The organism is Nitrospira sp. Nam80, from assembly GCF_965152575.1.
This window is the reverse complement of the sequence record NZ_OZ224216.1, coordinates 1,697,683-1,721,655: the sequence shown is the minus strand read 5'-3', so window position 1 is coordinate 1,721,655 and position 23,973 is coordinate 1,697,683. Positions and strand designations below refer to the sequence as shown.

The window sequence follows — 23,973 nt, the reverse complement described above, 5'->3', positions numbered from 1 at the left end:
GCGACCTTATACTCCGGCCGATTCAGCGGACAGCGAAAAATGACGAGCGATCGCTTCCGCCAAGGCCGGCACCGTATTTTCATTCGGCATCACGTTCGTGTTGATCCCATGCTCGCGCGCCGTGGCAGCCGTGATCGGCCCGATGCAGGCGACCTGGATCTCGCCCACGGCACGACGCATCGGCTCGGGACCGCCGAACAGGTCGACGAAATTCGTCACGGTGGACGAACTCGTGAAGGTGATCATGTCAATACTCTGACCCGCAAACAGTTCGGTCAAGCGCGCTGCTTCCGCCTCTGGACGAATCGTCTGATATACCGGTACGATATCCACCACGGCTCCGGCGGCGCGCAACTGATCGGGAAGAATTTCACGAGCTACTCGGGCGCGAGGGATGAGAACCCGCTGATCGCGCAGGCCGCGGCCGGTCAACGCCTCAATGATGCCCTCCGCCTGATATTCGGATGGAACCACATCCGCCCGTAGACCATATCGAGTTACCTCTTCGGCCGTTCGTGGCCCGATACAGCAGAGCCGTATCCCGGCCAACAGCCGCGCGTCACCTTCATGCGACCGTACGCGCTCCATAAAAGCGCCGACGCCGTTCAAGCTGGTAAAGATCAACCAGTGATAGTGCGCCATATTGCGGATTGCGCGATCGACCGGTTCCCATGTCTCAGGCGGCGCGATCTGAATGGTCGGACAGAGAATCGGCTCTCCGCCAAACGCCGCGATGAGATCGGCGAATTCCGCCGCCTGGCCCTTGGCCCGCGTGACTAAGATCCGGCGGCCGAACAGCGGCCGTTGTTCGAACCAATTGAGCTGCTCTCTCAGACGCACCACCTCTCCAATGACGATGACGGTCGGCGGCTCCATCTTCGCGTCCTTTGCCTTCTCCGTAATATCGGCCAGCGTCCCAACCACCGTCCGTTGCGCCGCTCGGGTGCCCCAACGAATTACGGCGGCCGGCGTGGTCACGGCCTTTCCCTCAGCAACCAGCCGGCTGACAATATTGGGTAAATTGATCATCCCCATGAGGAACACCAGCGTGCCTTGTGCTGTCGCCAATCGAGGCCATTCCAACACACTTTCTCCCTTGGCGGCATCTTCATGTCCGGTCACGATGGTAAGGGCCGAAGCGAGGGTGCGATGCGTCACAGGAATTCCGGCATAGGCCGGCACCGCGATCGCGGCCGTGACACCCGGCACAACCTCAAAGGTCAGACCGGCCGCCGCGACAGCTTCGGCCTCTTCTCCGCCTCGTCCAAAGACAAACGGATCGCCTCCCTTGAGACGAACCACGACACGTCCCGCGTGCGCATGTTCGATGATCAATCGGTTGATATCCGACTGGTTGCTGTAATGGCCTCGGCCGCGGCGGCCAACGTAAATGCGGTCGGCTTGGGACGGGGCGTAATCGAGCAGAGCCGGATTGGCCAGGTAATCGTACAGAACCACATCGGCCTGCTCAAGGCATTCCTTTCCCCGGAGGGTCAGCAATTTCGGATCACCGGGGCCTGCCCCTACCAAATAGACTTTGCCTGATTCCTTTCCCTTCATTGTCATGCCCGCCCGTAAATCTCCTTCAAAATGATATCGCCGCCCTGCTCAAGCAGCCGTTCGGCAAGCTGGACACCTAACGCCTCCGGGTCCGACGACGGCCCCCGAACCCGATCTCGTATGACCCGGGTTCCATCCACACCGGCGATGAGCCCGTCCAGATGCAGCGTATTTCCGTCCAGCACTGCATGGGCGGCGATAGGAACTTGGCAGCCGCCTTCCAACCGGTGTAGAAGCGCTCGCTCGGCCCGAACAGTCGTCCATGTGGGAGCATGACTCAAGCGGCTTACTAAGGTCTTGACCTGTTCGTCATCACGGCGTCCTTCGATCGCCAATGCCCCTTGGCCGATGGCCGGGAGGCTCAGGTCCGGATCGAGATACTCGGTAATATGCTCGGTCCAACCCAAGCGTTTCAGCCCGGCCGCAGCCAGGATAATGGCATCGAACCGGCCTTCGCGCAATTTTCGGAGACGCGTGTCGAGGTTTCCGCGCAGCATCTCGATGGTGAGATCGGGGCGCCGAGAGAGCAACTGCGCTTGCCGGCGAAGGCTGCTGGTTCCAATCCGCGCCCCCGGCTTCAAGTCCGCAAACCGGTTCCCTTCGCGGCTGATCAAGGCATCTCGCGGATCTTCGCGCATCGGCACACAAAGAATATCAAGCGCCGCCGGCAGGAGGGTCGGCACATCTTTCATGCTATGCACCGCCAAATCGATCTCGCCCCGGAGAAGCGCGTCCTCAATCTCCTTGACAAAGAGTCCCTTGCCTCCGACCTTTGCCAGGGGGACATCGAGAATCTTATCGCCCGAAGTATGGATCCGGTGCAGCGAGACCGTGATGTCGGAGTCAAGCTCTTGCAGGCGGGATTGAACCCATTGGCTCTGCTGTAAGGCGAGCGTGCTGCCGCGTGTCCCGAGAATGAGTGAGCAACGGCGCCCCGCTACCTGTGCCATGAGCCCCGCTGGCCAGCCGGCTGGAATAGCGGAACCCCACATCGGAGCCGACGCCGCAGAGCTGGCTGCTTCAATAAATGCGTGCGTCGCTCAGCCGACATGTCCCCGCTCCTTGAGTTCCTTGCGAAATCCGGCAGGCGCCCGCGACCCCGGGTCGGATGCCGAGAGATTGGATTCGAATTCGCGACATTCCGGTTTCGAAATATCGGAGGCCGGTCCATCGTCTTCCAAGTTGAAGAAACGCCGGGCCGCTTCGACGAACGCCGCGCCGCCGGAACCGCTGGCTTCCGCTTTCAACGTCACCATCGTCCCATGAACGATCTTATTGATAATGGCCGAGGCCATCGATTCGACGGCCTGACGATCATCGTCCGATAGGTGATTCAATCGGGCAAAAGCTTTCTCCAGCTCAGCCCGCTTAATATCATCGGTGCGATTGCGCAAGGCGACGATCGTCGGGGTGACCTCGAGCGATTTCAGCCATTGGCGAAGCACACCGACCTCGCCGCACACCATCTGTTCGGCCTTTTCCGCCTCCTGAAGGCGCTCTTCCCGATTCTGATCAACCCGAAGCTGCAAATCATCGATGTCGAACAAGAAGGCATTGTCGATATGGCGAACCGCGGGGTCGATGTTTCTCGGCACGGAAATATCGATGAGAAAAATCGGGCGATTCATCCGCTGTCGCACCGCCCGCTGTATATCCTCCGCTCCGATCAGATAATGAGCGGCGCCCGTGGACACGAGGACGATATCCGCGGATGCCAATTCCGACTTGTATTCCTCAAATGGGATCGGCGTCCCATTGAACCGTTGCGCCAATTCGATGGCATGGTGGGAATTTCTGGTGGTAATCCGAACCTGTCGCACGCCGTTGCCGATCAGATGCCGGGCGGCCAACTTCGCCATTTCACCTGCGCCAACCAGCAAGACGGTCTGGTCGTTCAAATTCGAAAAGATCTTTTTGGCCAACTCGACGGCGGCATAACTGACCGATACGGCCGTCTCGGCGATCTTGGTCTCGGTACGGACCCGCTTGGCGACGGAAATTGCTTTCTTGATGATCTTGTTTAACAGCAGCCCGGAACTTTTATGGCTCAATGCGACTTCGAAGGCGTCCTTCAACTGGCCTAAGATCTGCGATTCGCCCACAATCATGGAATCGAGGCTGGAGGCTACGCGGAACAGGTGTGTGATAGCGCGGTCGCCGGCATGCCAATAGAGATGCGGTGTCAGTTGCTCCGAGGAGAGGGATAGATGGGTATCGGCCAGGAACTCCTGCACTTGGCCGTATCCGTGCTCCAGTTCGTCCACGACGGCGTAGACCTCGACCCGGTTGCAAGTCGACAGCAGCAAGCCCTCTTTAATGCCGGGATAGGAACAGAGGCGGGTCAAGGCTTCCCCTAAACGACTCTCCGGCACAGCCAACCGTTCCCGAATGTCAACCGGCGCGGTCTTATGGCTGATTCCCACAACGATGACGTGCATGTCAGGAATCCACTCCGTGGCCTTTCAAGACGACTCCAACAAACGTGAGAATGACGCCGGCGAATCCGATAATCGTCAAATAGGCGGCGCGCTTGGCCCTCCATCCCACCGTCAACCGTCCCATCAGCACGACGAAGTAAAAAATCCATGTCACCACCGCCCACGTCTGCTCGGGATTCCAGCTGACATAGGAGCCTCGCACGATCTCAGCCGAGAAGGCGCCGGTGATGATGCCCAAGGTGAGCAAGGGGAATCCGAGGATCATCGCCTGCTGATTGAGATGGTCGAGATAGTCAAGCGCCGGTAGTTTGGCGTACAGTACGTTGAAGCGCTTGGACTTGAGCAATCCGTCTTGAATCAGGTACATCACACCGGCCACAAAGGCCACGGCGAACCCGACGGTTCCCAACATGCTCAAAGTCACATGCACCCACAGTGTCTTAAAGACGGGTTGGAGTGTTTCCACGTTCTCGGAAGGAACCGCGGCCGCCGAGACGAGCGAGACGAGCGCAAGCGGCACAATGAACGACCCAAATACGTGAATTTGCCGCCGGAATTCGACTGCGAGAAACACCAGAATCAGCATCCATGAGAAAAATGACAGCGCCTCATGAAAAGAGGGGAAGACCGACCGATCCGCTCCGACCATTCGAAGAACCAACGCGATCGTATGCGTCACGAAGCCAATGCCGGTCGTCGCGAGGGAAATTTTTGATAAGGAATCGACTCGGCGAAGAAGATAGGCAAGGAAGCCGACGGTGCTCAGAAAATAGAGCCCCATCGTCACCATAAAGAAGATCGAAGACATCCCACCCTATCCTCGCAAGATTCAAGAAAAAAATCCAGATTTTCGAAAGGTGAAATTATATCGATGACGCGAGAACGGAGTCAAGAAACGCCCTCACCGGGAACACTCTATATTGTCGGGCTCCCTATTGGAAATCCCGAGGATATCACCCTTCGTGCTCTTCGCCTGCTTCGCCAAGCCGACGTGGTGGCCACGAAGGAACCCGGGCAGACGCAAGCGCTCCTGCGTCACTATCGTATGCGCGCGTTGCTCACCACCTATGACCGCCGTAACGCGCAGGACAAAATATCGGTCCTGATGCATCACCTCAGGCTAGGACACACCGTCGCTCTGGTTTCCACTGTCGGAACTCCCTGTCTCTATGACCCAGGATTTCAGTTAGTCGCCCATGCTCATCGGGCGGGCATCCCCGTCGTTTCGGTGCCAGGGCCCTCCGCCCTGACGGCGGCGCTGGCCATCTCCGGAATGCCCGGAGATACACTGTATTTCAGTGGTCGCTTTCCGGCGGCACCAGCAGCCGGCAGACGTCTGCTGGTCTCGATCAAAAACCACGGCTGTACAAGCATTTTTTTCATATTACCCGAACGGCTGCGGAGGATCTTGGCTCTCATCGAAAAGGTTTTCGGCAACAGGGATGCGCTGATCGCGGTGGATCTCACAAAACCTACTGAACACCTTCTCCGCGGCAAGATCAGGACACTGCTCCGCACGCAGCCACTTCGCTATCCAAATGCGGAGGTAACTCTGGTTATAGCCCGACGATAAGAAGGGAGTCAGCGTCGATATAGGGATGGATCGCGCCTGCGAATTCTAACTCGGTACGAGTGCTCGATACGCTCTTCAGAAATGACAGTTATATCCAACCGCCGTGTCTGACAAGCGCGGTCATCTGAAAACCGCAGCCAAAGAAAAAGGGGCGCTTCGGTAGAAGCGCCCCTTTCCAATTCTACGACTCGAAGGCCTAGTTGGCGCCCTTCACAAGATTCGGCTTCTGAGCATCTGTTCCATAATCGGACTTGTTTTGCATCTTGGTCTCCGGGGCAACGGTCTGATAGCCCCATCCCGGCTGGGGCTCGCAATTCCAGCAGGGAGCAGTTCCGGTAAATTCGCCCACCGTCGTGGTCACGACACCGGAATTGATGGTACCCGGCAATACAGATCCGGCGATGGCTCCCGTGGCGCTTCCATTGTTCGTTATGATCCCGCGTTCAGTTTCAGGATTCGGCCGCTGCCCGAGGCCGCCGAAACCAGCAAGCTTCTCGTTTCCACGGAACAGGTACACTTCACGAACCAACTTCCGGCCTGTCCCGTAAACACCTTGTTGCGCATTTGCATTCGGCGCCTCAACCACCTGCACGGAAATATCGTCTCCCGCGTTCAACACCTTAATTTGATCCATATTCGTCTGGTTGTCGAAATAAAGCGTCAACGAAGACATGGCGCCGGTACCAGCGCGACCTTCATCATGCGAGCTGCCGCCCGTCTCAAGATGCAGTTTCTGGCCCGGCACATCGATGGCGAGAACGCGACCGAACACGGTTTCTGCTTGACCCAATCTATCAATGAATGCATTGCGATCAAAGGCTTGAGTACGCCCCGCACTTCCCGACACATCTCCCACGCCGGCCCCCACGCCAAATCCGGATCCGGATGACGACTGCGGCAGACGCTCTTGGGCGCCAGCCACACCCACGGAGCCGATGAAAAGTACTGCAGCTCCAAGTGCCAACACGTTACGCATGTGCTGCCTCCTTAGTGAGTTGTAATTGATGAGTTTTGATGATGAACGAGAAATGGACCGTTACCTGCATAAAAAGTAATTCATATCCCAAGACGGCGGAACTATAGGCTAATGACTCTATAGTGTCAAGAGAAAAGCCCGGCGGACCGGCACGCCAACGACAGCGATAAGGAAAGTATGGAATGGTGCCCGGAGGGAGGGTCGAACTCCCACTCTCTTGCGAGAACCGGATTTTGAGTCCGGCGCGTCTGCCAGTTCCGCCATCCGGGCATGTCTTGAGACGTTTAGAAGGGGATCTCTTCTAACACGGCGCAACTAGGCCGTCAATGTGCCTCCTCCCCTTTTCATGGCGCCGAGGCAAGTGTTACAATGTCGATTCATCCGTATCATAGTGGAGGCGCCAGATGACAGACGTAGAATGTGTCACGTGCGGACAAAAGGGCGAAGCGATCACCGATATGCTGTTCCTCGGAAAATTGGAATCCGAGGTGAAGGCGAAAGTCTGCAAACCCTGCTGGAAGAAGTGGGAAGGCATGCGCGTTATGGTTATTAATGAATACCAGATCAATTTGGGGGATGAGAGCGGACGCGATCTAGTCAGAAAGCAAATGAAGGCGTTTCTGAAGCTCGGAGAAGAGACGACGGATACGGCAAAGCTCGATCAAAACTATCGACCGCCGACCGGCTAGGTAGGCAAAGAGGCGTGGAAACCATCCGATCACCTTCAAATCCCTTCGCCCGTAAGCCGATGTTCAGATGTTCAGCGGAGACGGAAGATCCTGTCGCCCATGTAACGAGCGCGGCAGAGACCCGATTCATTGACACATCGATTTCGGAAGTGCTAGATTGCCCCATTCTTGTGCTGACTTAATGCCATCTACGAGTATCGTCCCGCCATGATTACGCAAATGCGGGTAAAGGGGCTTATTTTCGACCCCTACAACAACGCCTACATCGTCGTGCTGCGCGATGAAGACAATTCCGATATGTTGCCGATTTGGGTCGGGAAGTCGGAGGCCAGCGCCATCGGCCTTGCCCTGGAAAGCGTCACGGCTCCCCGTCCCATGACGCATGATTTGATGAAATCGTTCCTGGATGTCTTCGATGCCAAGATCATCAGTGTGGTCATTACGGACCTGAACGACAACACTTATTATGCGAAGATCCATCTGATGTACGAAGATTCCGAGTATACGGTCGATTCCAGACCGAGCGATGCGATCGCCCTGGCCCTGCGTTCCAGCGCACCTATCTTTGCCAGCGAGTCGGTGATCAAGAAGCAGTCTTCCGAGGAATTAGAACAATGGCTGGAAAACCTGAAGCCCGAGGATTTCGGGAAACTGGACAGCTGATATGACGACGAGCCAAGCGCCTGCCGCTGAACTGATTGAGCTCAAGGTCAAACAGGTCCTCGAAGACAGTAATACAGACACCAGAATTGTGGTGTTGAAGAACGACGACGGCAGCGAAACCTTGCCGATTTGGGTCGGCGCTGCGGAGGGCAACGCCATCCGCCTGGCCATGGAACATGTCGTCACGCCCAGACCGATGAGCCATGACCTCATCCGCAGTTTTGCCGAGCACCTCGACGTCAAAATCCAACGGGTCGTCGTGACCGATGTAAAAAGCAGCACGTATTATGCGGCGGTCCATGTCGCCTCCAAAGGAGTCGACCGCACCATCGATGCCAGACCCAGTGATGCCATCGCCCTGGCGCTGCGCTCACACTGCCCCATTTATGTGACTCGCGACGTGTTGAACCGGCGGACCGCGGCGAATCTCGACGCCTGGGTCACGAAACTCGAAACGAAGAATATCGAAACCTAACAACCGTAAGTAGAAAGACCCGCTATCCCCTCAAGACCAGGAGTCGCATACGTCATGACCAAGACCTATCTGGAAAAACCCGCTGATGTGCAACGGAAATGGTATCTCATTGATGCCGAAGGGAAAACACTCGGACGCCTGGCCGCCCGCGTCGCGACGCTGCTCAGAGGCAAACACAAACCCACATTTACCCCGCACGTCGACACCGGCGATCATGTCGTCATCATCAATGCGGAAAAAATCCGCCTGACCGGCAATAAAATGGAGACCAAGACGTATTCGCGTCACAGCGGATATCCTGGTGGCCTCAAGACTTTAACCGCGCAACATATCCACGACAGGCGCCCGACTCACTTGTTGACCCGGGCGATTCAAGGCATGCTTCCGAAGACGCCACTCGGTAAGCATATGGCAAAAAAGCTGCGTGTCTATGCAGGAACCGCTCATCCTCATCAGGCTCAGCAACCCCAAACACTATCTCTGTGAACGTCCATCTTTTAGCGATCAGTGAAGGAGGCCGCCGCGTATGGCAGCGATGATTCAGTATGCAACCGGAAAAAGGAAAAGCGCGATTGCGCGGGCCTGGGTTTCGGCAGGCGCAGGTGATATTGTCATCAACGAGAAGCCGATTGAAAAGGCGTTCCCTCGTCCGACTCTACGGACGATCATTCAATTCCCGTTGGAACAGGCCGGCGCCGCAGGCAAGTATTCCATTCGAGCTACCGTATACGGCGGAGGTCCTACCGGACAGGCCGGCGCGCTCAGGCACGCGATCGCCAAGGCTCTGGTCGTTCTGAGCCCTGCCTTCCGCGGCCCGCTGAAAAAGGAAGGCCTGCTCACGCGTGATTCCCGCGTCAAAGAACGAAAAAAGTATGGTCAAAAGGGAGCGCGCAAGCGGTTCCAATACTCAAAACGATGACGCCCTCGAAGTCGGCGGCATGACGAAAGGGAAGGCGTCCAGCCTTCCCTTTTTTGTCTGTCCACGTTGCCGAAACAGCAGATAAGTATTGGCTTCAGGAGGGAATTGATGACATTCGCCCGGGTCGCAGTCGCCGGGGCAAGCGGATATACGGGCATTGAACTGGTTCGCTTGCTCGCTCAGCATCCTCGCATCAAATTGACCGCCGTCACGTCCGAAAAATCCTCCGGGTCCGCTGTGTCAACTGTGTTCCCTCATCTTCGCAACGCCGTCCCGCTGACATTTGAAGCTTTGGCGCCGGACGCCTTGTCCAAACAAGCGGACGTGGTATTCCTCGCATTGCCGCATACCAAGTCAATGGCGCCGGTCGCCTCTTGTCTGCCGGCCGGAACCAAGGTGATCGATCTCAGCGCTGATTACCGCCTGAAAGATTCGCGTCTCTTCGAAGCGTGGTACCAGACGGCGCATACGCATCCCGATCTCCTGAAGCAGGCCGTGTATGGGCTTCCCGAGTTGCATCGAGCGGAAATTGCGCAGGCCCAATTAATCGCCTCGCCCGGCTGTTACCCGACCGCGGCCATCTTGCAGTTGGCGCCGCTTGCCGCACAGGGACTGATCGTCCCAGATACGATTGTCATCGACGCCAAGTCCGGGATTTCCGGAGCCGGCAGAAGTCCGGCGCTGCCCTATCATTTTCCTGAAGCGCATGAATCTCTTGAACCCTATAAGATCGGTCTTCATCGCCATATCCCGGAAATCGAGCAAGAACTGAGTAACCTGAACGGACAATATGCAGCCAATCATGGATCAGCCGCCCCGGTTCCGATCACGGTGGCGTTTACACCTCATCTCGTGCCGATGAATCGCGGCATCCTGAGCACGGCCTATTGCCGTTTAAAGAGGCCGATGAATGACTTGCGCGAGTTGCGGGCGCTCTACCAGGATTTCTATAAAGATGCTCCGTTCGTCCGCGTCTTCGAGGACACCACGCCGAATCCTCGTCATGTCAGGGGCTCGAATTATTGCGATCTGGCGGTCCATCGGGATGCGAGGGCCGGGTGGGTCATCACAGTCGCCGCGCTGGATAATCTGGTCAAGGGCGCTGCCGGCCAGGCGATTCAGGCGATGAACCTCATGCTTGGCTATCCCGAAACCATGGGTCTGACTGCCCCGGCGGCCTATCCCTGACGCCGGGCCTCTCCTCGATTGCGCTTCCACTCTTTCATATAAGGATCTCCGATGACCACGATCGCAGGAGGTATCACCACGCCCCAGGGATTCCGAGCGGCAGGCATCCATTGCGGAATTAAAAAGAATCATCAGCTCGACCTGGCGCTGATTCTCTCCGAGCGGGAAGGCCCGGTAGCGGGTCTGTTCACGACCAATCGGGTGGCAGCGGCGCCCGTCCTATTAGACCGGGCTTACCTGCGAAGAGGCTTGGCCCGCGCCGTCATCGTCAACAGCGGCAATGCCAATGCCTGCACCGGCTCCGAAGGGTTGCTGGCGGCGGAGACCATGGCTTTGACCGTCGCCCGGCACCTCGACACGCTGCCGCACAAAGTCTTTGTTGGGTCGACGGGAGTCATCGGACAACGACTCCCCATCGAACGAATCCAGAGCGCGGTGCCGAAACTCCTCCAGCGGGTGCGCCGCACCGGCGGACTCGAAGCCGCTCGCGCCATCATGACCACGGATCTTCGCCCCAAGCAGGCGGCGATTCGGGCCCGCATTGGAGGCAAAATCGTGACAATCGGCGGCATGGTAAAGGGATCGGGAATGATCCATCCGAATATGGCAACAATGTTGGCCTATCTCAGTACGGACGCCTCGATCACCCGCCAGGCGCTGCAACAGTCGCTGAAAGCGGCGGCCGCGCGCTCGTTCAATTCCATCACCGTCGACGGAGATACCAGCACGAATGACACGATTCTATGCCTCGCGAACGGTATGGCCGGGAACAGCCTGATTGAATCGGGATCCATCGCCCACGGCCGGTTTCAGGACATGTTGAGCGAGCTCTGTCATGCATTGGCTCTGAAGATTTGTTGGGACGGAGAAGGGGTGACCAAGGTCGTGAAAATCTCCGTCGCCGGCGCGGCAAGCGCACCGGCTGCCCGGCAGGTGGCCGACGCAATTGCCACCTCCAGTCTCGTCAAGACCGCGCTATTTGGAGAGGACGCCAACTGGGGCCGAATCATGGCCGCAATCGGTCGGGCCGGGGTGCGGATCGATCCCTCTCGAATTAGCCTTCGCTTCGATGAAGTCCTCATGGTGAAGAACGGTCAAGGACTTGGTGTGCCGACCGAGCGGCATCTGGCGGATGTCTTTCGGCGTAAGGAATTCACCATTCGAATAGATCTTGGTTTAGGCGAGGAGGCCTCGGAAATATGGACGACGGATCTCTCCTTGGATTATGTGAAAATCAACGCCAGTTATCGATCCTGACTCGCGCCCTGGGGCCGGGGATCCGGCTTGCAAGTTCATTTCAATTGTGCTAGCGTTCCATCGTTTCACCGACGTGGTGCAGTATCAGCCCCGCGGCGGTTTTCTTGACCCCTGGATTCAGGGGTTTTTTATTTAAATCCACACCAGCGTGATGCGCACGCTGCGCAGCCTGAGATTAAGGGGACGTTCCCCTCGCCGGTCTTTTTGTCGCGCGCTCTGCAGGCTTCGGAGGGAGGTGAAGGTATGGGAGTAGTCGCAATCAAGGAATTATTGGAAGCGGGCGTCCATTTTGGCCATCAAACCAATCGTTGGAATCCGAAAATGAAGCGATTCCTATTCGGAGAGCGCAATGGCGTCTACATTATCGATCTCCAACAAACCGTCGAGCGTCTCGAGTTGGCCTATGCCTTCGCCCGCGACACCGTGGCGGCCGGAGATTCCGTTCTCTTCGTGGGAACCAAGCGCCAGGCGGCCGAGATCCTCGAAGAGGAAGCGAAGCGGGCCAATATGTTTTTCGTCAACCAACGCTGGCTGGGCGGGATGCTGACCAATTTTCAGACGATCCGGCGCAGCATTGATAAAATGAAAAAAATGGAAGCCACGCTGGCCGATCCTTCCCACCAGGGGCTCACGAAAAAAGAGCTCGGCCAGATGCAAAAAGAAGTCGTCAAGCTTCAGAAAAACCTATCCGGCATTCGCAACATGCGTGCCTTGCCCGGCGCGGTCTTTGTGTTGGATACCCGTATCGAGCATATCGCGGTGCTGGAGGCCAACCGGCTGGAAATCCCGGTGATCGCCATCGTCGACAGCAATTGCGACCCGGACAATATCCAGTATCCGATTCCCGGCAATGATGACGCCATTCGTTCCATCAAGCTCATCATTTCTCACATCGCGGATGCCTGTCTCGAAGGCGCCCACCTCAGGACTCAACGAGAAGAAAATGAGTTTGCCGCGAGCGCGCCGGCGGGCCAGAAACAGCCGAGCATGAATTTGGAGAGCGTGCCGACGCCGTAACCGCTGGCTCAATTATAAGAATCGCTTAATACAGATAGAGTGGAGAACGTATGCCAAGTCTGAGTGACTTTGTGAAAGAGTTGCGCGAAAAAACCGGGGCCGGGATTCTGGATTGTCAGAAAGCCTTGACCGAATCAGACAACAACATAGAGAAAGCGGTTGACTACCTCAGGCAAAAGGGCTTGGCCGCAGCGCAAAAGAAGGCCGGACGGGAAACCAATCAAGGGTTGATCCATGCGTATATCCATGCCGGTGGCAAAATCGGCGTGTTGATCGAGGTGAATTGCGAGACGGATTTTGTCGCGAGAAATGAGGAATTCAAAGCCTTCGTCAATGACCTCGCGCTTCAAGTCGCCGCATCGAGTCCTTCCTATGTCACACGCGAGGATGTCCCTGCCGATACGATCGCCAAGGAAAAAAGCATTTATGAGGCCCAGGCGAAGGAAATGGGCAAGCCTCCCGCCGCCTGGCCGAAAATCGTCGAAGGGAAGCTCGACAAGTACTACCAGGAAAACTGCCTGCTGGATCAGGCATTCATCAAGGATCCTTCCGTGACGGTCAAGGACCTCCTGGCGCAAAAGATCGCCAAGATCGGTGAAAACATGGTCGTCCGCCGCTTTACGCGCTACCAATTGGGCCAAGCATGAACCTTGCCAAATACCGGCGCATCCTGCTGAAAGTCAGCGGAGAAATGTTGGCCGGTGAGCAGGGATACGGCATCCAGCCATCGGTCCTTGAAGGGCTGGCCGATGAAATCGCCGCCGTCGTCACCATGGGAGTTCAAGTGGCGGTGGTGATCGGGGGTGGCAATATTTTCCGCGGCATCGCAGCAAGCGCCTCGGGCATGGAGCGGGCGTCGGCCGATTACATGGGCATGCTGGCGACGGTCTTGAACGCGCTGGCCCTGCAAAACGCCCTCGAGCGCAAAGGCACCAGCACGCGCGTCCAGTCCGCCATTGAAATGCGCCAACTCGCGGAGGGCTACATTCGCAGGCGGGCGATACGGCATTTGGAAAAGAACCGGGTCGTGATCTTCGCCGGTGGGACAGGCAACCCTTATTTCTCGACCGACACGGCGGCGGCGTTGCGCGCCATGGAAATCGGCGCGGAAGTCATCATGAAGGGCACGAAGGTGGACGGTATTTACGATAGTGACCCGATGAAGAATGCCGGTGCCAAGAAGTATACGGACATCCCGTTCATGGCTATTCTGAGCCAGAATTTGAAAGTCATGGATTCGACCGCCGTCAGCCTCTGCATGGACAACCAGCTCCCGTTGATCGTGTTCAATCTCAAGGAAAAGGGCAACTTCGAACGGGTCGTTCGCGGCGAATCGATCGGGACCCTGGTCACGGTCGGAAACCGCTGAGGAGAACCGCCATGTCAACGGCACAAGCAGTCAAACAGAAAGTCACGGAAAAGATGGAGCATGCCCTGGAGCATCTGAAACGTGACTTGGCCGGCATGCGGACGGGCCGCGCGTCCGTCGCGCTTTTGGACAGCATCAAGGTTGATTACTATGGGACACTGACTCCCTTGAAGCAGGTTGCCAATATCGCCATTCCGGAAAGCCGCTTGATTACCATCCAGGCATGGGAACAGAAGATGATCCGAGAAATCGAGAAGGCCATTCAGACTTCGGATCTCGGCTTGACTCCTTCGAATGACGGTAAGTTGATTCGTGTCCCGCTTCCTCCGCTCACTGAAGAACGGCGCAAGGAACTCATCAAGGTCTGCAAGAAACACGGAGAGGAAGTGAAAGTCCAGATCCGGGGCTTTCGACGCGACGGCAATGACGAGCTAAAGAAGCTGCAAAAGGACACGAAGCTGACCGAAGACGAGCTGCGCAAGTCCGAAGCGGAGATACAAAAATTAACGGATCAATATATACAGAAGATCGATGACGTGCTAAAGAAGAAGGAAAGCGAGATTCTCGAAGTTTAGCCGGTCTTGTCTCTCAACTACGGCGTGTCACGCTCATCGCCCTCTCCACCCACCTCCGCTCGAATCGACCTCGGCAATCTGCTCCATAATCTCTCGCAGACAAGACGATGCGTCGGTGAAGGATGCCAGATCCTGGCCATTGTCAAGGCGAATGCCTATGGGCATGGAGCAGTGCCGATCACCAGGACCCTCATGCAGGCAGGCGTACGCCGGTTCGGCGTGGCAACCATCGAAGAGGGAGTCCAACTCCGGGAAGCGGGCATCACTCATCCGATTGCCGTCCTCGGGCCCATTTTGCCATCGGAGATTCCGCCGTTGGTGGCCTATGGCCTCATCCCGGTGATCTATGAACTGTCTATGGCCCGCGAACTTGCGGCCCATGTTCGAGGCGCCGCCGCTCCCTACCCGATTCACGTGAAGATCGATACGGGCATGGGCCGCCTGGGTTTCGAAGCGGATCAATTTCCCGGACGGTTCGACACGGCCGATCTGGATCGAGTCTTGAAACTCGACGGGCTGATGACCCACCTTGCCGACGCGGACAGCGCAGATCCCGCTTATACCAATGACCAACTCAAACGTTTCCATGTCGCGCTGGATAAAGTGGCGGCATCAGGCAGGACATTGCCGCTTATCCATATGGCAAACAGCGCCGGCATCATCATGCATCCCGCCACGCATTTTTCGATGGTGCGGCCCGGCATCATGCTATACGGCTACCATACGCTGCCGCACGGCTCCCCGCCCATTGATCTCCGGCCGGTCCTCAGTTGGCGCAGCACGATTGCACTGATTCGTGCAATCCCCCGCGGTGGATGCGTCAGCTACAACCGGACGTTTACTGCGCAGCGGGCATCCCGCATCGCGATTCTGCCGGTGGGTTATGGCGATGGGTATAGCCGTCGATTATCCAATAGAGGACATATTCTCATCCGTGGTCGCCGCTTGCCGGTCGTCGGGCGCGTCTGCATGGACATGACGATGGTCGATGTGACAGATGCGCCTGATGCTGAACCGGGAGAGGAGGCGATCTTAATCGGAAGGCAAGGATCTCTTGCTATCACGGCATCCGACCTCGCTGCAGCGCTGGATACAATCCCTTATGAAATCCTCTGTTCAATCGGACCACGGGTTCCACGGCTCTACGGCGATAGTGCCGCAGCTGTTCCTCAATAGCGCCGGCCTGCATTGTTCAGAATCTTGTTCTTTCCTATAATGGGGCGGACGGCCCGTGCGCCTGCGCGATCCTGCACCCGACGCAATCTCGATATGACAAGCGCGGTCTTCAATCTCAAACACACGATCATCGGCTACCTGCTTGTCGTGCAGGAATTCACATTATTGTCCTGGCGTACGGTCACCAATATCTTTCGACCTCCGTTTCACGGACGTGAAATCATCCTTCAAATGGACCGCATCGGCGTCGGATCATTGTTCATCGTGGTCTTGACCGGGATGTTTACCGGCATGGTGCTGGCGCTCCAAGGAGCCGTCCAACTCGAACCCTATGGCGCCACCATTTATGTATCGAGACTCATCAGTACATCAGTCGTTCGGGAACTGGGACCGGTCTTGGCCGCACTCATGATCGCGGGACGCGTGGGCACGGGCATCGCCTCTGAACTGGCGTCGATGACGGTCACCGAGCAAATTGACGCCCTCCGTGCGGAGGGAACCGACCCGATTCACAAACTGGCGACGACCCGCCTCATCGCCTGCCTCCTCATGATTCCGCTCTTGACCATCATTACCGACGCCGTCGCCATGTTCGGGGGATGGCTCGTGGCGCGCTTCTATCTCGACATCGATTCCTATTTCTATTGGACCTGGGCGTTTGAGGCGCTGAGGGGACGCGATTTGCTTCTTGGTTTGATGAAGCCGACGGTCTTTGGCTTTCTGATCGCGATCGTCGGATGCTACGCCGGATTTTCGACGAAAGGCGGCACGGTCGGAGTGGGGGTCTCCACGACTCAATCGATGGTCTCGTCTTCGATTCTGATCCTGGCGACGGACTTTTTCCTGACCAAATTCTTCATGGCGATTTCCTAATGCGGGACGTGGAATGATCACTTTGCACCGGGTCGACCTGACGTTGGCGGACCGGCACGTATTGACCGACGTGTCCTTTGATGTCCAGGCCGGTGAAACCAAAGTCATTCTGGGCGGCAGCGGTTCAGGAAAAACGACGATCCTCCGCGTGATCCTGGGGCTCTTCCGCCCCGATCACGGCTCGGTGACGATCGACGGGGAAGACATTTCCGCCTTACCGGAACGCCAACTCCCTCGCATTCGGCAGAAAATGGCGATGGTGTTCCAGGGCGCGGCATTGTTCGACTCGCTCACCGTGAGAGAAAATGTCGGCTATCGGCTGGAAGAACAAGGGCGCCTGTCCGAGGATGCGATCGAATTGACCGTGCGGCAAAGCCTTCAGTTTGTCGGGTTGGAAGACAGCATCGATGATATGCCGGCGGATCTCAGCGGAGGCATGCGGAAGCGCGTCGGCATCGCCCGCGCCCTCGCGAGTGGAGCCAAGATTATTCTTTATGACGAACCGACGGCGGGGTTGGATCCTATCAATGGTTATGCGATCTGTCATTTGCTAACTCAGCTCAAGACGAAGGGCGTGACGCAAGTCGTCGTGACGCATGACCTGGACCTGGCGTTCCACGTGGCCGATCGGATCGTCATGATCGACGACGGCCGTGTGATTTTTCAAGGCGCGCCGGGTGAACTATCGAGCCGCGCCGATCCAGCCATTCGCGGATTCCTGGATCCGGCCACTTTGCCGGCCCATCGTTGGAAGCAGGAAAAGGGAGCCGTCACATGATGACCAGACGATCCCAGGTCGGTTGGGCGCAGGTCAAAATCGGGATGGTGGTCGTGCTTGCCCTGCTTATCCTCACGCTCATGATCCTGCGTCTCGAAGAAGGCATGGGGTTGGTGGCGCGGAAAACCAGCTTTCACGCGCTGGTCGATCATACGCAAGGGCTGAAGATCGGAGGTCCTGTGCGCATGAACGGGGTCGACATCGGCAACATTCACGATATTGCCATTGCCGCGGATTCGGCTCTGGTGGATATTCGGTTCGCGATCAAAACAGACGTGGCGCGGCACATTCGGGAGGACGCCTCCATCCACATCAAGGCCTTAGGACTCCTGGGCGATAAATTTCTGGAAATCGTACCAGGCAGCCCGAACAAGCCCCCGCTTTCTCCCGGCAGCGTCATCACCGGCCGGTCCGGACCGGAAATCACCGACCTGGCTGCCGACGCCTCGAACACGTTCGACCGCATCAACGCGGCCTTGGAGCAGATCCAACAGGCGCTGGCCGCCGTGACCCAAGGACATGGCACCACGGGCAAACTGATCAATGATCCGGAACTCTTTGATCGATCCAAGCAGATCTTGGAAAAACTCGATCGTGCCTCGGAGAAAGGCCTGGCATTGGTGGAAAGAATCGAACAAGGCCAAGGAACGGCCGGGAAGCTCATCGCCGATCAGGAACTCTATGCCAGGTCCAGTCAGGCGGTCAAGGAACTCAATGACCTCGTCAAGAGATTGAACAACGAGAAGGGAACCCTGCACAAACTGACCGACCCGGAACTGTATGCAAAGTTGAACGATCTGACGAGTCGCGGGGACAATCTCTTGAATAAAGTGGAGCGAGGCCAGGGCACGGTAGGCAAATTGGTGACAAGCGACGAACTCTATACCCGCGCGGACAAACTGTTGACGGAAGTCGAACGGTTCCTTGCCGATGTCAAAAAGAACCCCGCCAAATATTTTCGGTTCTCGGTGTTCTGATCGGTTGCAGCACCCGCCGCCGCGCCTTCACGCCATTCGGCTCTTGCAACCAGTCGCTCTTTCATCCTACACCTATGTCATGAAGTATCTGGTCTCTATGAGCCGGTGGCGCATGCTTCTCATGGCCGTGATCGCCGGCATCGTGCTCTGGCCTGCGCCTCGCGTCACTGCATCCGGTGACACCGGCAGCTCCATTGAACCTTCCACGTTGCTGCTTCGCCTGGAAGTCCCGGTGACAACTTTTCATCCCCTCTTGGAGCGGACCTATGACGGACAGGGCACTGACCGGCTCGGTCCACTGGAATGGATTCCCTTGGGAGGCGGAACCGGCTTCATGAAATACCGCGCAAGGCGCGAGGGCAGCGAGCTTACGCTGAACGGCAATCAGATGGTGTCCGGGGCCAGAATTCAATTTTCAATGGAATATGCCAAACAGATCAACGGGTCCCTCACCAAGGTGGCCGACTGCGGAAGCGAATCCACCGGCGGCCAGACCGGGCTGTTGGGCGTTCACATCAGCAGCCTGTTCTCCTATCAGCGGGACTATAGCTTCGACCCGTCAAGCCGCATCACGTCGGTAGACGCGTTGCAGGCTTGCTTGCTGGGACCGGATCGCGTCAATGGCGCTCCGTTGATGGCGCAGGTCTACCGCACCCGTCTAGAATCAACGCTGCCGCTTTTAGATCGCGCCATTCGAGATGCGGTGCCGTTCAAGGCGAAAATATCGGAAGCCTGGGCCAGGCTTCAGGCCCCGATTCAACTGGACGATCAAGGAACCATGTGGCTGATGGTGGCGCCGACACAGACTCAATCAATCGAACCGGCCGGGAACGACGGCACGCTCTCCGCTGAAATCGGCATCATCGCCGCTCCGCGCGTCGTCATGGGGAAAAAGCCGGCCGCCCCGCTTCGCCCCCTGCCTCGGGTCAAGGGCCGGTATCGCGAGCAGGGATTCCATGTTCCGTTCGATCTCGATGTCCCCTACGAAGCGGCCAATGAACAGCTCCGAAAGGCTCTTGTCGGGCAGGAATTTGGAATCGGCCCCGGCCGGTTGGCAATCCGGCGCGTCCATCTCTATCCGCTCGGCAAACAAGCCGGGGTTGATCTCGATGTGGAAGGCGTGATTTCGCTGCGCGTGAAGCTGCGCGGAACTCCCATATATGACGAGACAACGGAGACCATCGGGTTCGACCATGTCGAGTATGACGTGGCGGAACAGAACCTCTGGACCGATCTCGCCGATCAACTGCTCCACGAGGCGATTCAGGCTCAATTGGCGGCCCGTCTGAAAATTCCCATTCGGGATAATCTGGAAGAGATGCGCCGAGAACTCGAAGCCGCCCTGAACCGAAACATAGAGGGAGGTACGTTACGAGGAAAGGTAGACCGGATACGACTGCTCGACCTGGCCGCGGGGCCGCATGCCTTATCGGCCCAATTCCGCACGGATGGTGAATTACGCTATGACCTCCACTGACTTACACCTTCAGCTTCCGTTTGAGCCGTTTCTCGACGCTCGCGACCTTGCCGCCTAATCGTCCCTTGTGACCCTTCCGGTAGTCCACTTTGATGGTGCACGAAATGCGGTTACAGTCCCGTTTCATACGCTGATAACATTGCCTGACCACGTCGAAGACTTCCTCCCACTCCCCTTCCAGCACGGTCCCCATCGGATTGAGACGATAGTCAATCCCGCTCTTATCGATGATATCCAGTGATCGGGACACGTACGCTCCGACACTTTCGCCTTTTCCCAGCGGGGACATGCTGAACTCCAGCAACACCATACATCGAATCCTTTCGTTGCGGCCGTCCCGATTACCGTCGCCGGCGCTCCCAGCGGCGGGTCAGGCCTGTTGTTTCGCCCGCTCGTCCAGCCAGACCTGCGGGTACTGAATCTTACCGTGAAGATGGAATCCGTCCAGCGCCTCTCGGAGCAGCTGTCGCCGCTTTTCCGCATCCGGCTCATCGGCCTTGGCGCGTTCCCGCAGTTCCCCAAGCCAGTCGAGAAACGCGGCAAAGTCCTGCCCGAAAATTTTCTCCAGATCCTCTTTAATGAAGCCGGAGAGGGCGGGTGCCTGGCCGCTCGTACTGACAGCCACACGCAGATGCCCGCAGTTCACCACTGCCGGCATGATGACATTCGACGAATTCGGTTGATCAACAGACCACAGCAAGAACTTCTGCTCGCGAGCCAGGGCCATCAAGCTTTGCGACAATTCACGATCGCCTCGAACCAGATTCAGCACAAGAATGGCGCTTTCTACATCGGTGGCGCGGAAATGTCGCCCTCGGTGAATAATTTTGGCCGAGGCCGCAAGCTTGCGCATGGTTTCATTGAGAGCCGGACTCACCGCCGTGACCTTTGCCCCGGCATCCAGCAATCGCATTGTCTTCTCGGCCGCTTCGTCATCCCCGCCGATAACGAGAACCGGCCATCCTTTGACATCCAACGAAATCGGAAATCCCGGATTGGCAGCCATTATGTTCCTCCATCATGATCGCGGCCGTATCATACAACAGCGTCTTTTCAATCGTAAACCCGATCGGCTCCCTATTTTGGTCCGGCCTCTGTATAATGCCGAACTTTCGAGGACCTGAAATCGGCGCAGCCATAATGGTAGTGGGACGATCCGGGACGGCATAGCGAGCGAGCGTTGAATTTTCCATGGAGGAACCCATTGAAGAAAGGAGTGTCTCTTGGCGGGATATACGACCCGAACGTTGAGCATGACTGGCGGCATCATCGGATTGGCTGCCCTGGCTGCGTATTTCGGTTTAGCTCATAGTTGTGAACCGCAAGGCGGTTCCGGAACCATCGCCGGCCAAGTCTTGATCGCGCCGAATCTGGCGGAACAGGTGAAACCGACCGATGTGCTGTTCGTCATCGTGCGCCGGCCGACCGGCCCGCCCCGGCCCCTTGCAGCAAAGCGGATCGACAATCCGTCATTCCCGGTGAAATTTGAAATCACGAGCGCGGACGTCATGATGCAGGGCACGGAACTTCGTGGAATGGTCGACGTGATTGCGAGACTGGATCGAGACGGACAGGCGGGACAGCCGCAGCCGGGAGACATGGAAGGGCGCTATGAGAAAAACCCGACCCTTCCGGGAGGTCAAAACATCATGATCACGATTGATAAAGTGTACTGACGAGAGAAATGCTGAGTGTTGAATTATGAATGTTGAATGTTCGGATCCAAATCAGAACTGTGCAATGAAGATGCGTACCACCAAGTACAACTCATCATTCAGCATTCATCATTCAGCATTACGGACTACGGTCCCGCCGGGTCTGCGTCCAGTTCCATATTCCAATAGAGATAATCACGCCAGCTTTCCGGCGTGTTTCGAATCCCAATCGTAATGGTCACGACAGGGCTCCATCTCGGTTTCACCGGACGCTTGATCAACCTCATCCCGGCCTCGTCGGGAGTCCGCCCGCTTTTGCGGTTGTTACACCGCCAGCAGGCCGTCACGATGTTTTCCCACGTCTTCCGGCCGCCCTTGGCAATCGGCACGACATGGTCGAACGTCAGCTCCTCGGTTTTGAACCGGCGGTTACAGTATTGGCAGGCATACCCATCTCGGGTGAAGATATTGATCCGTGAGAATTTTACCGCTCGGTGGCTGTCTTTGAGCTTGACGAGCTTGAGAAGCCGCATCACCGAAGGGAGTTTGATCGAAATTGAGATCCCATGGATCTCCCGGTCGTACACCTCTAGGACTTCGACTTTCCCCTGCCATAATAAGGTAATGGCCTTTTGCCAATGCAGCACACGAAGAGGCTCGTACGTCGAGTTCAGCAGGAGCGTCATTTCCATGGCGGCTGGGGTGTCCTCCTATAGTTGTACTATTTAAACATAGCAAAACCTGATGAAGTCACCGTTCAGACTCTCACTCTATGCCATAACCTCGTAATAGAATCAAGCTGTTAGGAGTCTATTCCTGAAATGTTACCAGACCATAACATGATCGCGAGCCGATCAAACATGCGGGAGCCGGCGCGGTGACCGATTTCATCACAGTGGCGAAGGTGGAAGAAGTCCCGCCCGGCGTATGTAAGACGGTGGAAGTCCAAGGAGTCTTGATTGCCTTATGCAACGTACAGGGGACAATCTATGCTCTCGATAATACTTGTCCCCATGCCGGGGGACCGCTTGGGGAGGGGACATTACGCGGCGAGTGCATCGTGTGTCCCTGGCACGGATGGCGGTTCAATGTGTGTACGGGCGAGCGACCGGAAAATCCCGATTTTAAGGTGACGCGATGCCAGGTGCGTATCGAAGGAGAGGAGATCCGAGTCGCAATCCCCGCGAATTTCTAGCGAAGAGATTCGCCGCGGGGAGAGCCAGATCCGGACGAGTCCGGCCCTTCCGGCATCAGCCCGTCAGCCGGTAAGGAAGCGGCATTGACTCGCTTCGTCGCCAAATCGACGTGCCAGATGAACTCTCGTTCGAACCATTGGTTCGTCCCCTGCTCCCGCAGATTCATCCTCACCTCGTACCGCTCCCCACTGGGATTCTGGCGGTCGCCGTCCATTTTTTGAACCCGCCACTCTCCAAGCCTGACGCCTAAATTACGCTCCTTTTGCAAGCGGACACGTTCATTGAAAGCCTGCAGAATCGTCGGATACCCGGCCGCTCGATGCGTCTGCACCAGCGCCAGCGCCTGGGCCGCTTGGGGATCGGTCAGGGGATTAAGCGACGGCGGTCTCGACAGCCAATACGCCAGCGCGCCGATGGCCGCGAGAAGGAAGATGCCGTAATGAAGAGCTTTCGACAGAGACAACGAGTGCGCCTGAACGTGAATGGGAACGACAGTGGCGGACTTGCCTCATGGGCTGCACCGGACCGGCAGCCGAAGTCCATACGGATGCCGGAGAATAGTCATGGTACTGTCGTCAAGTCAACTCTTCGCGGCTTGACAATCCTGGAACCGGATATGCTACAAGTACCCGCTCGGCTGTCACGCCTTATTTGGGAAGGCTTTCTACATCCATGAAATTTTTCTTTTACGCAGACAATTTGAATCCCACACAATTGAAACGTCGCGCGCCGGAGCATAAGTTCCTCTTCAAAGCGTATCTGCCGGACCATACCATTCAATTCTGCCGGTGGTCCTCGCAGTGGCGCTGCGGATTGGCCAGCGTCATACCTTCTCCGGGAGAAAAGGTATGGGGAGCCGTGTTCGAGATCACCGACGAAGACCTCAAGATCATGGATGAATTTGAAGGCGATGTGCCCCAAGGAGCGTATCGACACGTGCCTGTCACCGTCGTCACGGAGGAAGGGGAGAAAGTCCTCGTCACGACTCATGCGGCCAATCCGATCGGAAAATTTAAGCCCAAGGAACACTATCTGGATTGGATCATGAAGGGCATCAAGCACTGGAAGCTGCCGGAAGAATCCGTAGAGCAATGGCAGGCATACAAGCCGCGATAACCTCAAAGAAGAGCAAAAGGCATATG

Annotated in this window: 29 protein-coding genes and 1 tRNA gene; 20 read left to right on the top strand and 10 right to left on the bottom strand. The window is 56.9% G+C overall.

The genetic code is table 11. From position 1 onward, the window contains the following. Nucleotides 1-6 precede the first annotated feature (6 nt). From cobA to ACWGXE_RS08090, 4 genes are all read right to left on the bottom strand, one after another. Nucleotides 7-1,566, bottom strand: a complete 1,560-nt coding sequence (cobA, locus tag ACWGXE_RS08105) for a uroporphyrinogen-III C-methyltransferase (protein ID WP_447602757.1) — start codon at nt 1,564-1,566, stop codon at nt 7-9. Continuing rightward, nucleotides 1,563-2,510, bottom strand: a complete 948-nt coding sequence (hemC, locus tag ACWGXE_RS08100) for a hydroxymethylbilane synthase (protein WP_447602755.1) — start codon at nt 2,508-2,510, stop codon at nt 1,563-1,565. Before hemC ends, cobA begins: the two co-directional genes overlap by 4 nt. A 90-nt stretch (nt 2,511-2,600) precedes the next feature. Further along, nucleotides 2,601-3,998, bottom strand: coding sequence for a glutamyl-tRNA reductase (gene hemA / locus ACWGXE_RS08095; protein ID WP_447602753.1), 1,398 nt, complete (start codon nt 3,996-3,998; stop codon nt 2,601-2,603). A gap of 1 nt (nt 3,999) precedes the next feature. Further along, on the bottom strand, nt 4,000-4,806 hold the full coding sequence (locus tag ACWGXE_RS08090) for a cytochrome C assembly family protein (RefSeq protein ID WP_447602751.1): 807 nt from the start codon (nt 4,804-4,806) through the stop codon (nt 4,000-4,002). Between the two features lie 63 nt (nt 4,807-4,869). Here ACWGXE_RS08090 and rsmI point away from each other — a divergent pair, with 63 nt between their 5' ends. Then, on the top strand, nt 4,870-5,571 hold the full coding sequence (gene rsmI / locus ACWGXE_RS08085) for a 16S rRNA (cytidine(1402)-2'-O)-methyltransferase (protein ID WP_447602749.1): 702 nt from the start codon (nt 4,870-4,872) through the stop codon (nt 5,569-5,571). Between the two features lie 196 nt (nt 5,572-5,767). On the opposite strand, the gene ACWGXE_RS08080 is transcribed toward rsmI, so the two are convergent. Further along, nucleotides 5,768-6,547: a hypothetical protein gene (locus tag ACWGXE_RS08080; protein ID WP_447602747.1), complete on the bottom strand. Its 780-nt coding sequence runs from the start codon at nt 6,545-6,547 to the stop codon at nt 5,768-5,770. Nucleotides 6,548-6,730: 183 nt separating this feature from the next. Further along, a tRNA-Leu gene (locus ACWGXE_RS08075) sits at nt 6,731-6,817 on the bottom strand. Nucleotides 6,818-6,951: 134 nt separating this feature from the next. On the opposite strand from ACWGXE_RS08075, the gene ACWGXE_RS08070 reads away from it, so the two are divergent. The 16 genes from ACWGXE_RS08070 to ACWGXE_RS07995 all read left to right on the top strand — a co-directional run bounded on the left by ACWGXE_RS08070 (nt 6,952) and on the right by ACWGXE_RS07995 (nt 19,980). Beyond that, nucleotides 6,952-7,236: a Fe(2+)-trafficking protein gene (locus ACWGXE_RS08070; RefSeq protein ID WP_447602745.1), complete on the top strand. Its 285-nt coding sequence runs from the start codon at nt 6,952-6,954 to the stop codon at nt 7,234-7,236. 207 nt (nt 7,237-7,443) lie between these two features. Then, nucleotides 7,444-7,899 (top strand): bifunctional nuclease family protein, encoded by a 456-nt coding sequence (locus ACWGXE_RS08065; RefSeq protein WP_447602743.1) that lies wholly within the window; start codon nt 7,444-7,446, stop codon nt 7,897-7,899. Nucleotide 7,900: 1 nt separating this feature from the next. After that, a complete protein-coding gene (locus tag ACWGXE_RS08060) occupies nt 7,901-8,374 on the top strand; it encodes a bifunctional nuclease family protein (RefSeq protein ID WP_447602741.1) in 474 nt (157 codons plus the stop codon). A 54-nt stretch (nt 8,375-8,428) separates the two neighbouring features. After that, nucleotides 8,429-8,860, top strand: a complete 432-nt coding sequence (rplM, locus tag ACWGXE_RS08055; protein WP_447602739.1) for a 50S ribosomal protein L13 — start codon at nt 8,429-8,431, stop codon at nt 8,858-8,860. Between the two features lie 40 nt (nt 8,861-8,900). Next, nucleotides 8,901-9,293 carry a 30S ribosomal protein S9 gene (gene rpsI, locus ACWGXE_RS08050; protein ID WP_447602738.1) on the top strand — a complete coding sequence of 131 codons (393 nt, stop codon included), beginning with the start codon at nt 8,901-8,903 and terminating at the stop codon, nt 9,291-9,293. 108 nt (nt 9,294-9,401) lie between these two features. After that, complete coding sequence (gene argC / locus ACWGXE_RS08045) at nt 9,402-10,481, top strand: N-acetyl-gamma-glutamyl-phosphate reductase (protein ID WP_447602736.1); 1,080 nt, start codon at nt 9,402-9,404, stop codon at nt 10,479-10,481. A gap of 51 nt (nt 10,482-10,532) precedes the next feature. Continuing rightward, nucleotides 10,533-11,738: a bifunctional glutamate N-acetyltransferase/amino-acid acetyltransferase ArgJ gene (gene argJ, locus ACWGXE_RS08040; RefSeq protein WP_447602734.1), complete on the top strand. Its 1,206-nt coding sequence runs from the start codon at nt 10,533-10,535 to the stop codon at nt 11,736-11,738. Between the two features lie 243 nt (nt 11,739-11,981). Beyond that, on the top strand, nt 11,982-12,755 hold the full coding sequence (rpsB, locus tag ACWGXE_RS08035; protein WP_447602732.1) for a 30S ribosomal protein S2: 774 nt from the start codon (nt 11,982-11,984) through the stop codon (nt 12,753-12,755). A 50-nt stretch (nt 12,756-12,805) separates the two neighbouring features. Next, complete coding sequence (gene tsf / locus ACWGXE_RS08030; RefSeq protein ID WP_447602730.1) at nt 12,806-13,402, top strand: translation elongation factor Ts; 597 nt, start codon at nt 12,806-12,808, stop codon at nt 13,400-13,402. After that, a complete protein-coding gene (pyrH, locus tag ACWGXE_RS08025) occupies nt 13,399-14,124 on the top strand; it encodes a UMP kinase (protein WP_447602729.1) in 726 nt (241 codons plus the stop codon). The genes tsf and pyrH overlap by 4 nt, the downstream gene beginning before the upstream one ends. Nucleotides 14,125-14,135: 11 nt before the next feature. Continuing rightward, nucleotides 14,136-14,699 carry a ribosome recycling factor gene (frr, locus tag ACWGXE_RS08020; RefSeq protein ID WP_447602728.1) on the top strand — a complete coding sequence of 188 codons (564 nt, stop codon included), beginning with the start codon at nt 14,136-14,138 and terminating at the stop codon, nt 14,697-14,699. Nucleotides 14,700-14,705: 6 nt separating this feature from the next. Beyond that, nucleotides 14,706-15,875, top strand: a complete 1,170-nt coding sequence (gene alr, locus ACWGXE_RS08015; protein ID WP_447602727.1) for an alanine racemase — start codon at nt 14,706-14,708, stop codon at nt 15,873-15,875. Nucleotides 15,876-15,968: 93 nt separating this feature from the next. Next, a complete protein-coding gene (locus tag ACWGXE_RS08010) occupies nt 15,969-16,748 on the top strand; it encodes an MlaE family ABC transporter permease (protein WP_447602726.1) in 780 nt (259 codons plus the stop codon). Between the two features lie 13 nt (nt 16,749-16,761). After that, nucleotides 16,762-17,526, top strand: coding sequence for an ABC transporter ATP-binding protein (locus ACWGXE_RS08005; protein WP_447602724.1), 765 nt, complete (start codon nt 16,762-16,764; stop codon nt 17,524-17,526). Next, nucleotides 17,523-18,503, top strand: a complete 981-nt coding sequence (locus ACWGXE_RS08000) for an MlaD family protein (protein WP_447602722.1) — start codon at nt 17,523-17,525, stop codon at nt 18,501-18,503. Before ACWGXE_RS08005 ends, ACWGXE_RS08000 begins: the two co-directional genes overlap by 4 nt. 97 nt (nt 18,504-18,600) lie before the next feature. Next, on the top strand, nt 18,601-19,980 hold the full coding sequence (locus ACWGXE_RS07995; protein WP_447602720.1) for a DUF4403 family protein: 1,380 nt from the start codon (nt 18,601-18,603) through the stop codon (nt 19,978-19,980). A 1-nt stretch (nt 19,981) separates the two neighbouring features. Here the strand turns inward: ACWGXE_RS07995 and ACWGXE_RS07990 are convergent, their stop codons facing one another. Then, complete coding sequence (locus ACWGXE_RS07990) at nt 19,982-20,290, bottom strand: MTH1187 family thiamine-binding protein (RefSeq protein ID WP_447602718.1); 309 nt, start codon at nt 20,288-20,290, stop codon at nt 19,982-19,984. Nucleotides 20,291-20,350: 60 nt separating this feature from the next. Further along, nucleotides 20,351-20,986: a precorrin-2 dehydrogenase/sirohydrochlorin ferrochelatase family protein gene (locus ACWGXE_RS07985; protein WP_447602716.1), complete on the bottom strand. Its 636-nt coding sequence runs from the start codon at nt 20,984-20,986 to the stop codon at nt 20,351-20,353. A gap of 247 nt (nt 20,987-21,233) precedes the next feature. Here ACWGXE_RS07985 and ACWGXE_RS07980 point away from each other — a divergent pair, with 247 nt between their 5' ends. Then, nucleotides 21,234-21,656: a c-type cytochrome biogenesis protein CcmI/CycH gene (locus tag ACWGXE_RS07980; RefSeq protein WP_447602714.1), complete on the top strand. Its 423-nt coding sequence runs from the start codon at nt 21,234-21,236 to the stop codon at nt 21,654-21,656. A gap of 125 nt (nt 21,657-21,781) precedes the next feature. On the opposite strand, the gene ACWGXE_RS07975 is transcribed toward ACWGXE_RS07980, so the two are convergent. Further along, complete coding sequence (locus tag ACWGXE_RS07975; RefSeq protein WP_447602713.1) at nt 21,782-22,327, bottom strand: HNH endonuclease; 546 nt, start codon at nt 22,325-22,327, stop codon at nt 21,782-21,784. A gap of 185 nt (nt 22,328-22,512) precedes the next feature. Here ACWGXE_RS07975 and ACWGXE_RS07970 point away from each other — a divergent pair, with 185 nt between their 5' ends. Beyond that, nucleotides 22,513-22,830 (top strand): Rieske (2Fe-2S) protein, encoded by a 318-nt coding sequence (locus ACWGXE_RS07970; RefSeq protein WP_447602711.1) that lies wholly within the window; start codon nt 22,513-22,515, stop codon nt 22,828-22,830. On the opposite strand, the gene ACWGXE_RS07965 is transcribed toward ACWGXE_RS07970, so the two are convergent. Beyond that, complete coding sequence (locus ACWGXE_RS07965; protein WP_447602710.1) at nt 22,827-23,294, bottom strand: hypothetical protein; 468 nt, start codon at nt 23,292-23,294, stop codon at nt 22,827-22,829. The two genes, ACWGXE_RS07970 and ACWGXE_RS07965, sit on opposite strands and share 4 nt — an antisense overlap. A 209-nt stretch (nt 23,295-23,503) precedes the next feature. On the opposite strand from ACWGXE_RS07965, the gene ACWGXE_RS07960 reads away from it, so the two are divergent. Then, nucleotides 23,504-23,947: a gamma-glutamylcyclotransferase family protein gene (locus ACWGXE_RS07960; RefSeq protein WP_447602709.1), complete on the top strand. Its 444-nt coding sequence runs from the start codon at nt 23,504-23,506 to the stop codon at nt 23,945-23,947. The last annotated feature ends 26 nt before the right edge of the window (nt 23,948-23,973 follow it).

Bases quoted from the DNA above. Each gene is read 5' to 3' on its own strand.
- cobA (WP_447602757.1), bottom strand. From the start codon at position 1,566: ATGACAATGAAGGGAAAGGAATCAGGCAAAGTCTATTTGGTAGGGGCA.
- hemC (WP_447602755.1), bottom strand. From the start codon at position 2,510: ATGGCACAGGTAGCGGGGCGCCGTTGCTCACTCATTCTCGGGACACGC.
- hemA (WP_447602753.1), bottom strand. From the start codon at position 3,998: ATGCACGTCATCGTTGTGGGAATCAGCCATAAGACCGCGCCGGTTGAC.
- ACWGXE_RS08090 (WP_447602751.1), bottom strand. From the start codon at position 4,806: ATGTCTTCGATCTTCTTTATGGTGACGATGGGGCTCTATTTTCTGAGC.
- rsmI (WP_447602749.1), top strand. From the start codon at position 4,870: ATGACGCGAGAACGGAGTCAAGAAACGCCCTCACCGGGAACACTCTAT.
- ACWGXE_RS08080 (WP_447602747.1), bottom strand. From the start codon at position 6,547: ATGCGTAACGTGTTGGCACTTGGAGCTGCAGTACTTTTCATCGGCTCC.
- ACWGXE_RS08070 (WP_447602745.1), top strand. From the start codon at position 6,952: ATGACAGACGTAGAATGTGTCACGTGCGGACAAAAGGGCGAAGCGATC.
- ACWGXE_RS08065 (WP_447602743.1), top strand. From the start codon at position 7,444: ATGATTACGCAAATGCGGGTAAAGGGGCTTATTTTCGACCCCTACAAC.
- ACWGXE_RS08060 (WP_447602741.1), top strand. From the start codon at position 7,901: ATGACGACGAGCCAAGCGCCTGCCGCTGAACTGATTGAGCTCAAGGTC.
- rplM (WP_447602739.1), top strand. From the start codon at position 8,429: ATGACCAAGACCTATCTGGAAAAACCCGCTGATGTGCAACGGAAATGG.
- rpsI (WP_447602738.1), top strand. From the start codon at position 8,901: ATGGCAGCGATGATTCAGTATGCAACCGGAAAAAGGAAAAGCGCGATT.
- argC (WP_447602736.1), top strand. From the start codon at position 9,402: ATGACATTCGCCCGGGTCGCAGTCGCCGGGGCAAGCGGATATACGGGC.
- argJ (WP_447602734.1), top strand. From the start codon at position 10,533: ATGACCACGATCGCAGGAGGTATCACCACGCCCCAGGGATTCCGAGCG.
- rpsB (WP_447602732.1), top strand. From the start codon at position 11,982: ATGGGAGTAGTCGCAATCAAGGAATTATTGGAAGCGGGCGTCCATTTT.
- tsf (WP_447602730.1), top strand. From the start codon at position 12,806: ATGCCAAGTCTGAGTGACTTTGTGAAAGAGTTGCGCGAAAAAACCGGG.
- pyrH (WP_447602729.1), top strand. From the start codon at position 13,399: ATGAACCTTGCCAAATACCGGCGCATCCTGCTGAAAGTCAGCGGAGAA.
- frr (WP_447602728.1), top strand. From the start codon at position 14,136: ATGTCAACGGCACAAGCAGTCAAACAGAAAGTCACGGAAAAGATGGAG.
- ACWGXE_RS08010 (WP_447602726.1), top strand. From the start codon at position 15,969: ATGACAAGCGCGGTCTTCAATCTCAAACACACGATCATCGGCTACCTG.
- ACWGXE_RS08005 (WP_447602724.1), top strand. From the start codon at position 16,762: ATGATCACTTTGCACCGGGTCGACCTGACGTTGGCGGACCGGCACGTA.
- ACWGXE_RS08000 (WP_447602722.1), top strand. From the start codon at position 17,523: ATGATGACCAGACGATCCCAGGTCGGTTGGGCGCAGGTCAAAATCGGG.
- ACWGXE_RS07995 (WP_447602720.1), top strand. From the start codon at position 18,601: ATGAGCCGGTGGCGCATGCTTCTCATGGCCGTGATCGCCGGCATCGTG.
- ACWGXE_RS07990 (WP_447602718.1), bottom strand. From the start codon at position 20,290: ATGGTGTTGCTGGAGTTCAGCATGTCCCCGCTGGGAAAAGGCGAAAGT.
- ACWGXE_RS07985 (WP_447602716.1), bottom strand. From the start codon at position 20,986: ATGGCTGCCAATCCGGGATTTCCGATTTCGTTGGATGTCAAAGGATGG.
- ACWGXE_RS07980 (WP_447602714.1), top strand. From the start codon at position 21,234: ATGACTGGCGGCATCATCGGATTGGCTGCCCTGGCTGCGTATTTCGGT.
- ACWGXE_RS07975 (WP_447602713.1), bottom strand. From the start codon at position 22,327: ATGGAAATGACGCTCCTGCTGAACTCGACGTACGAGCCTCTTCGTGTG.
- ACWGXE_RS07960 (WP_447602709.1), top strand. From the start codon at position 23,504: ATGAAATTTTTCTTTTACGCAGACAATTTGAATCCCACACAATTGAAA.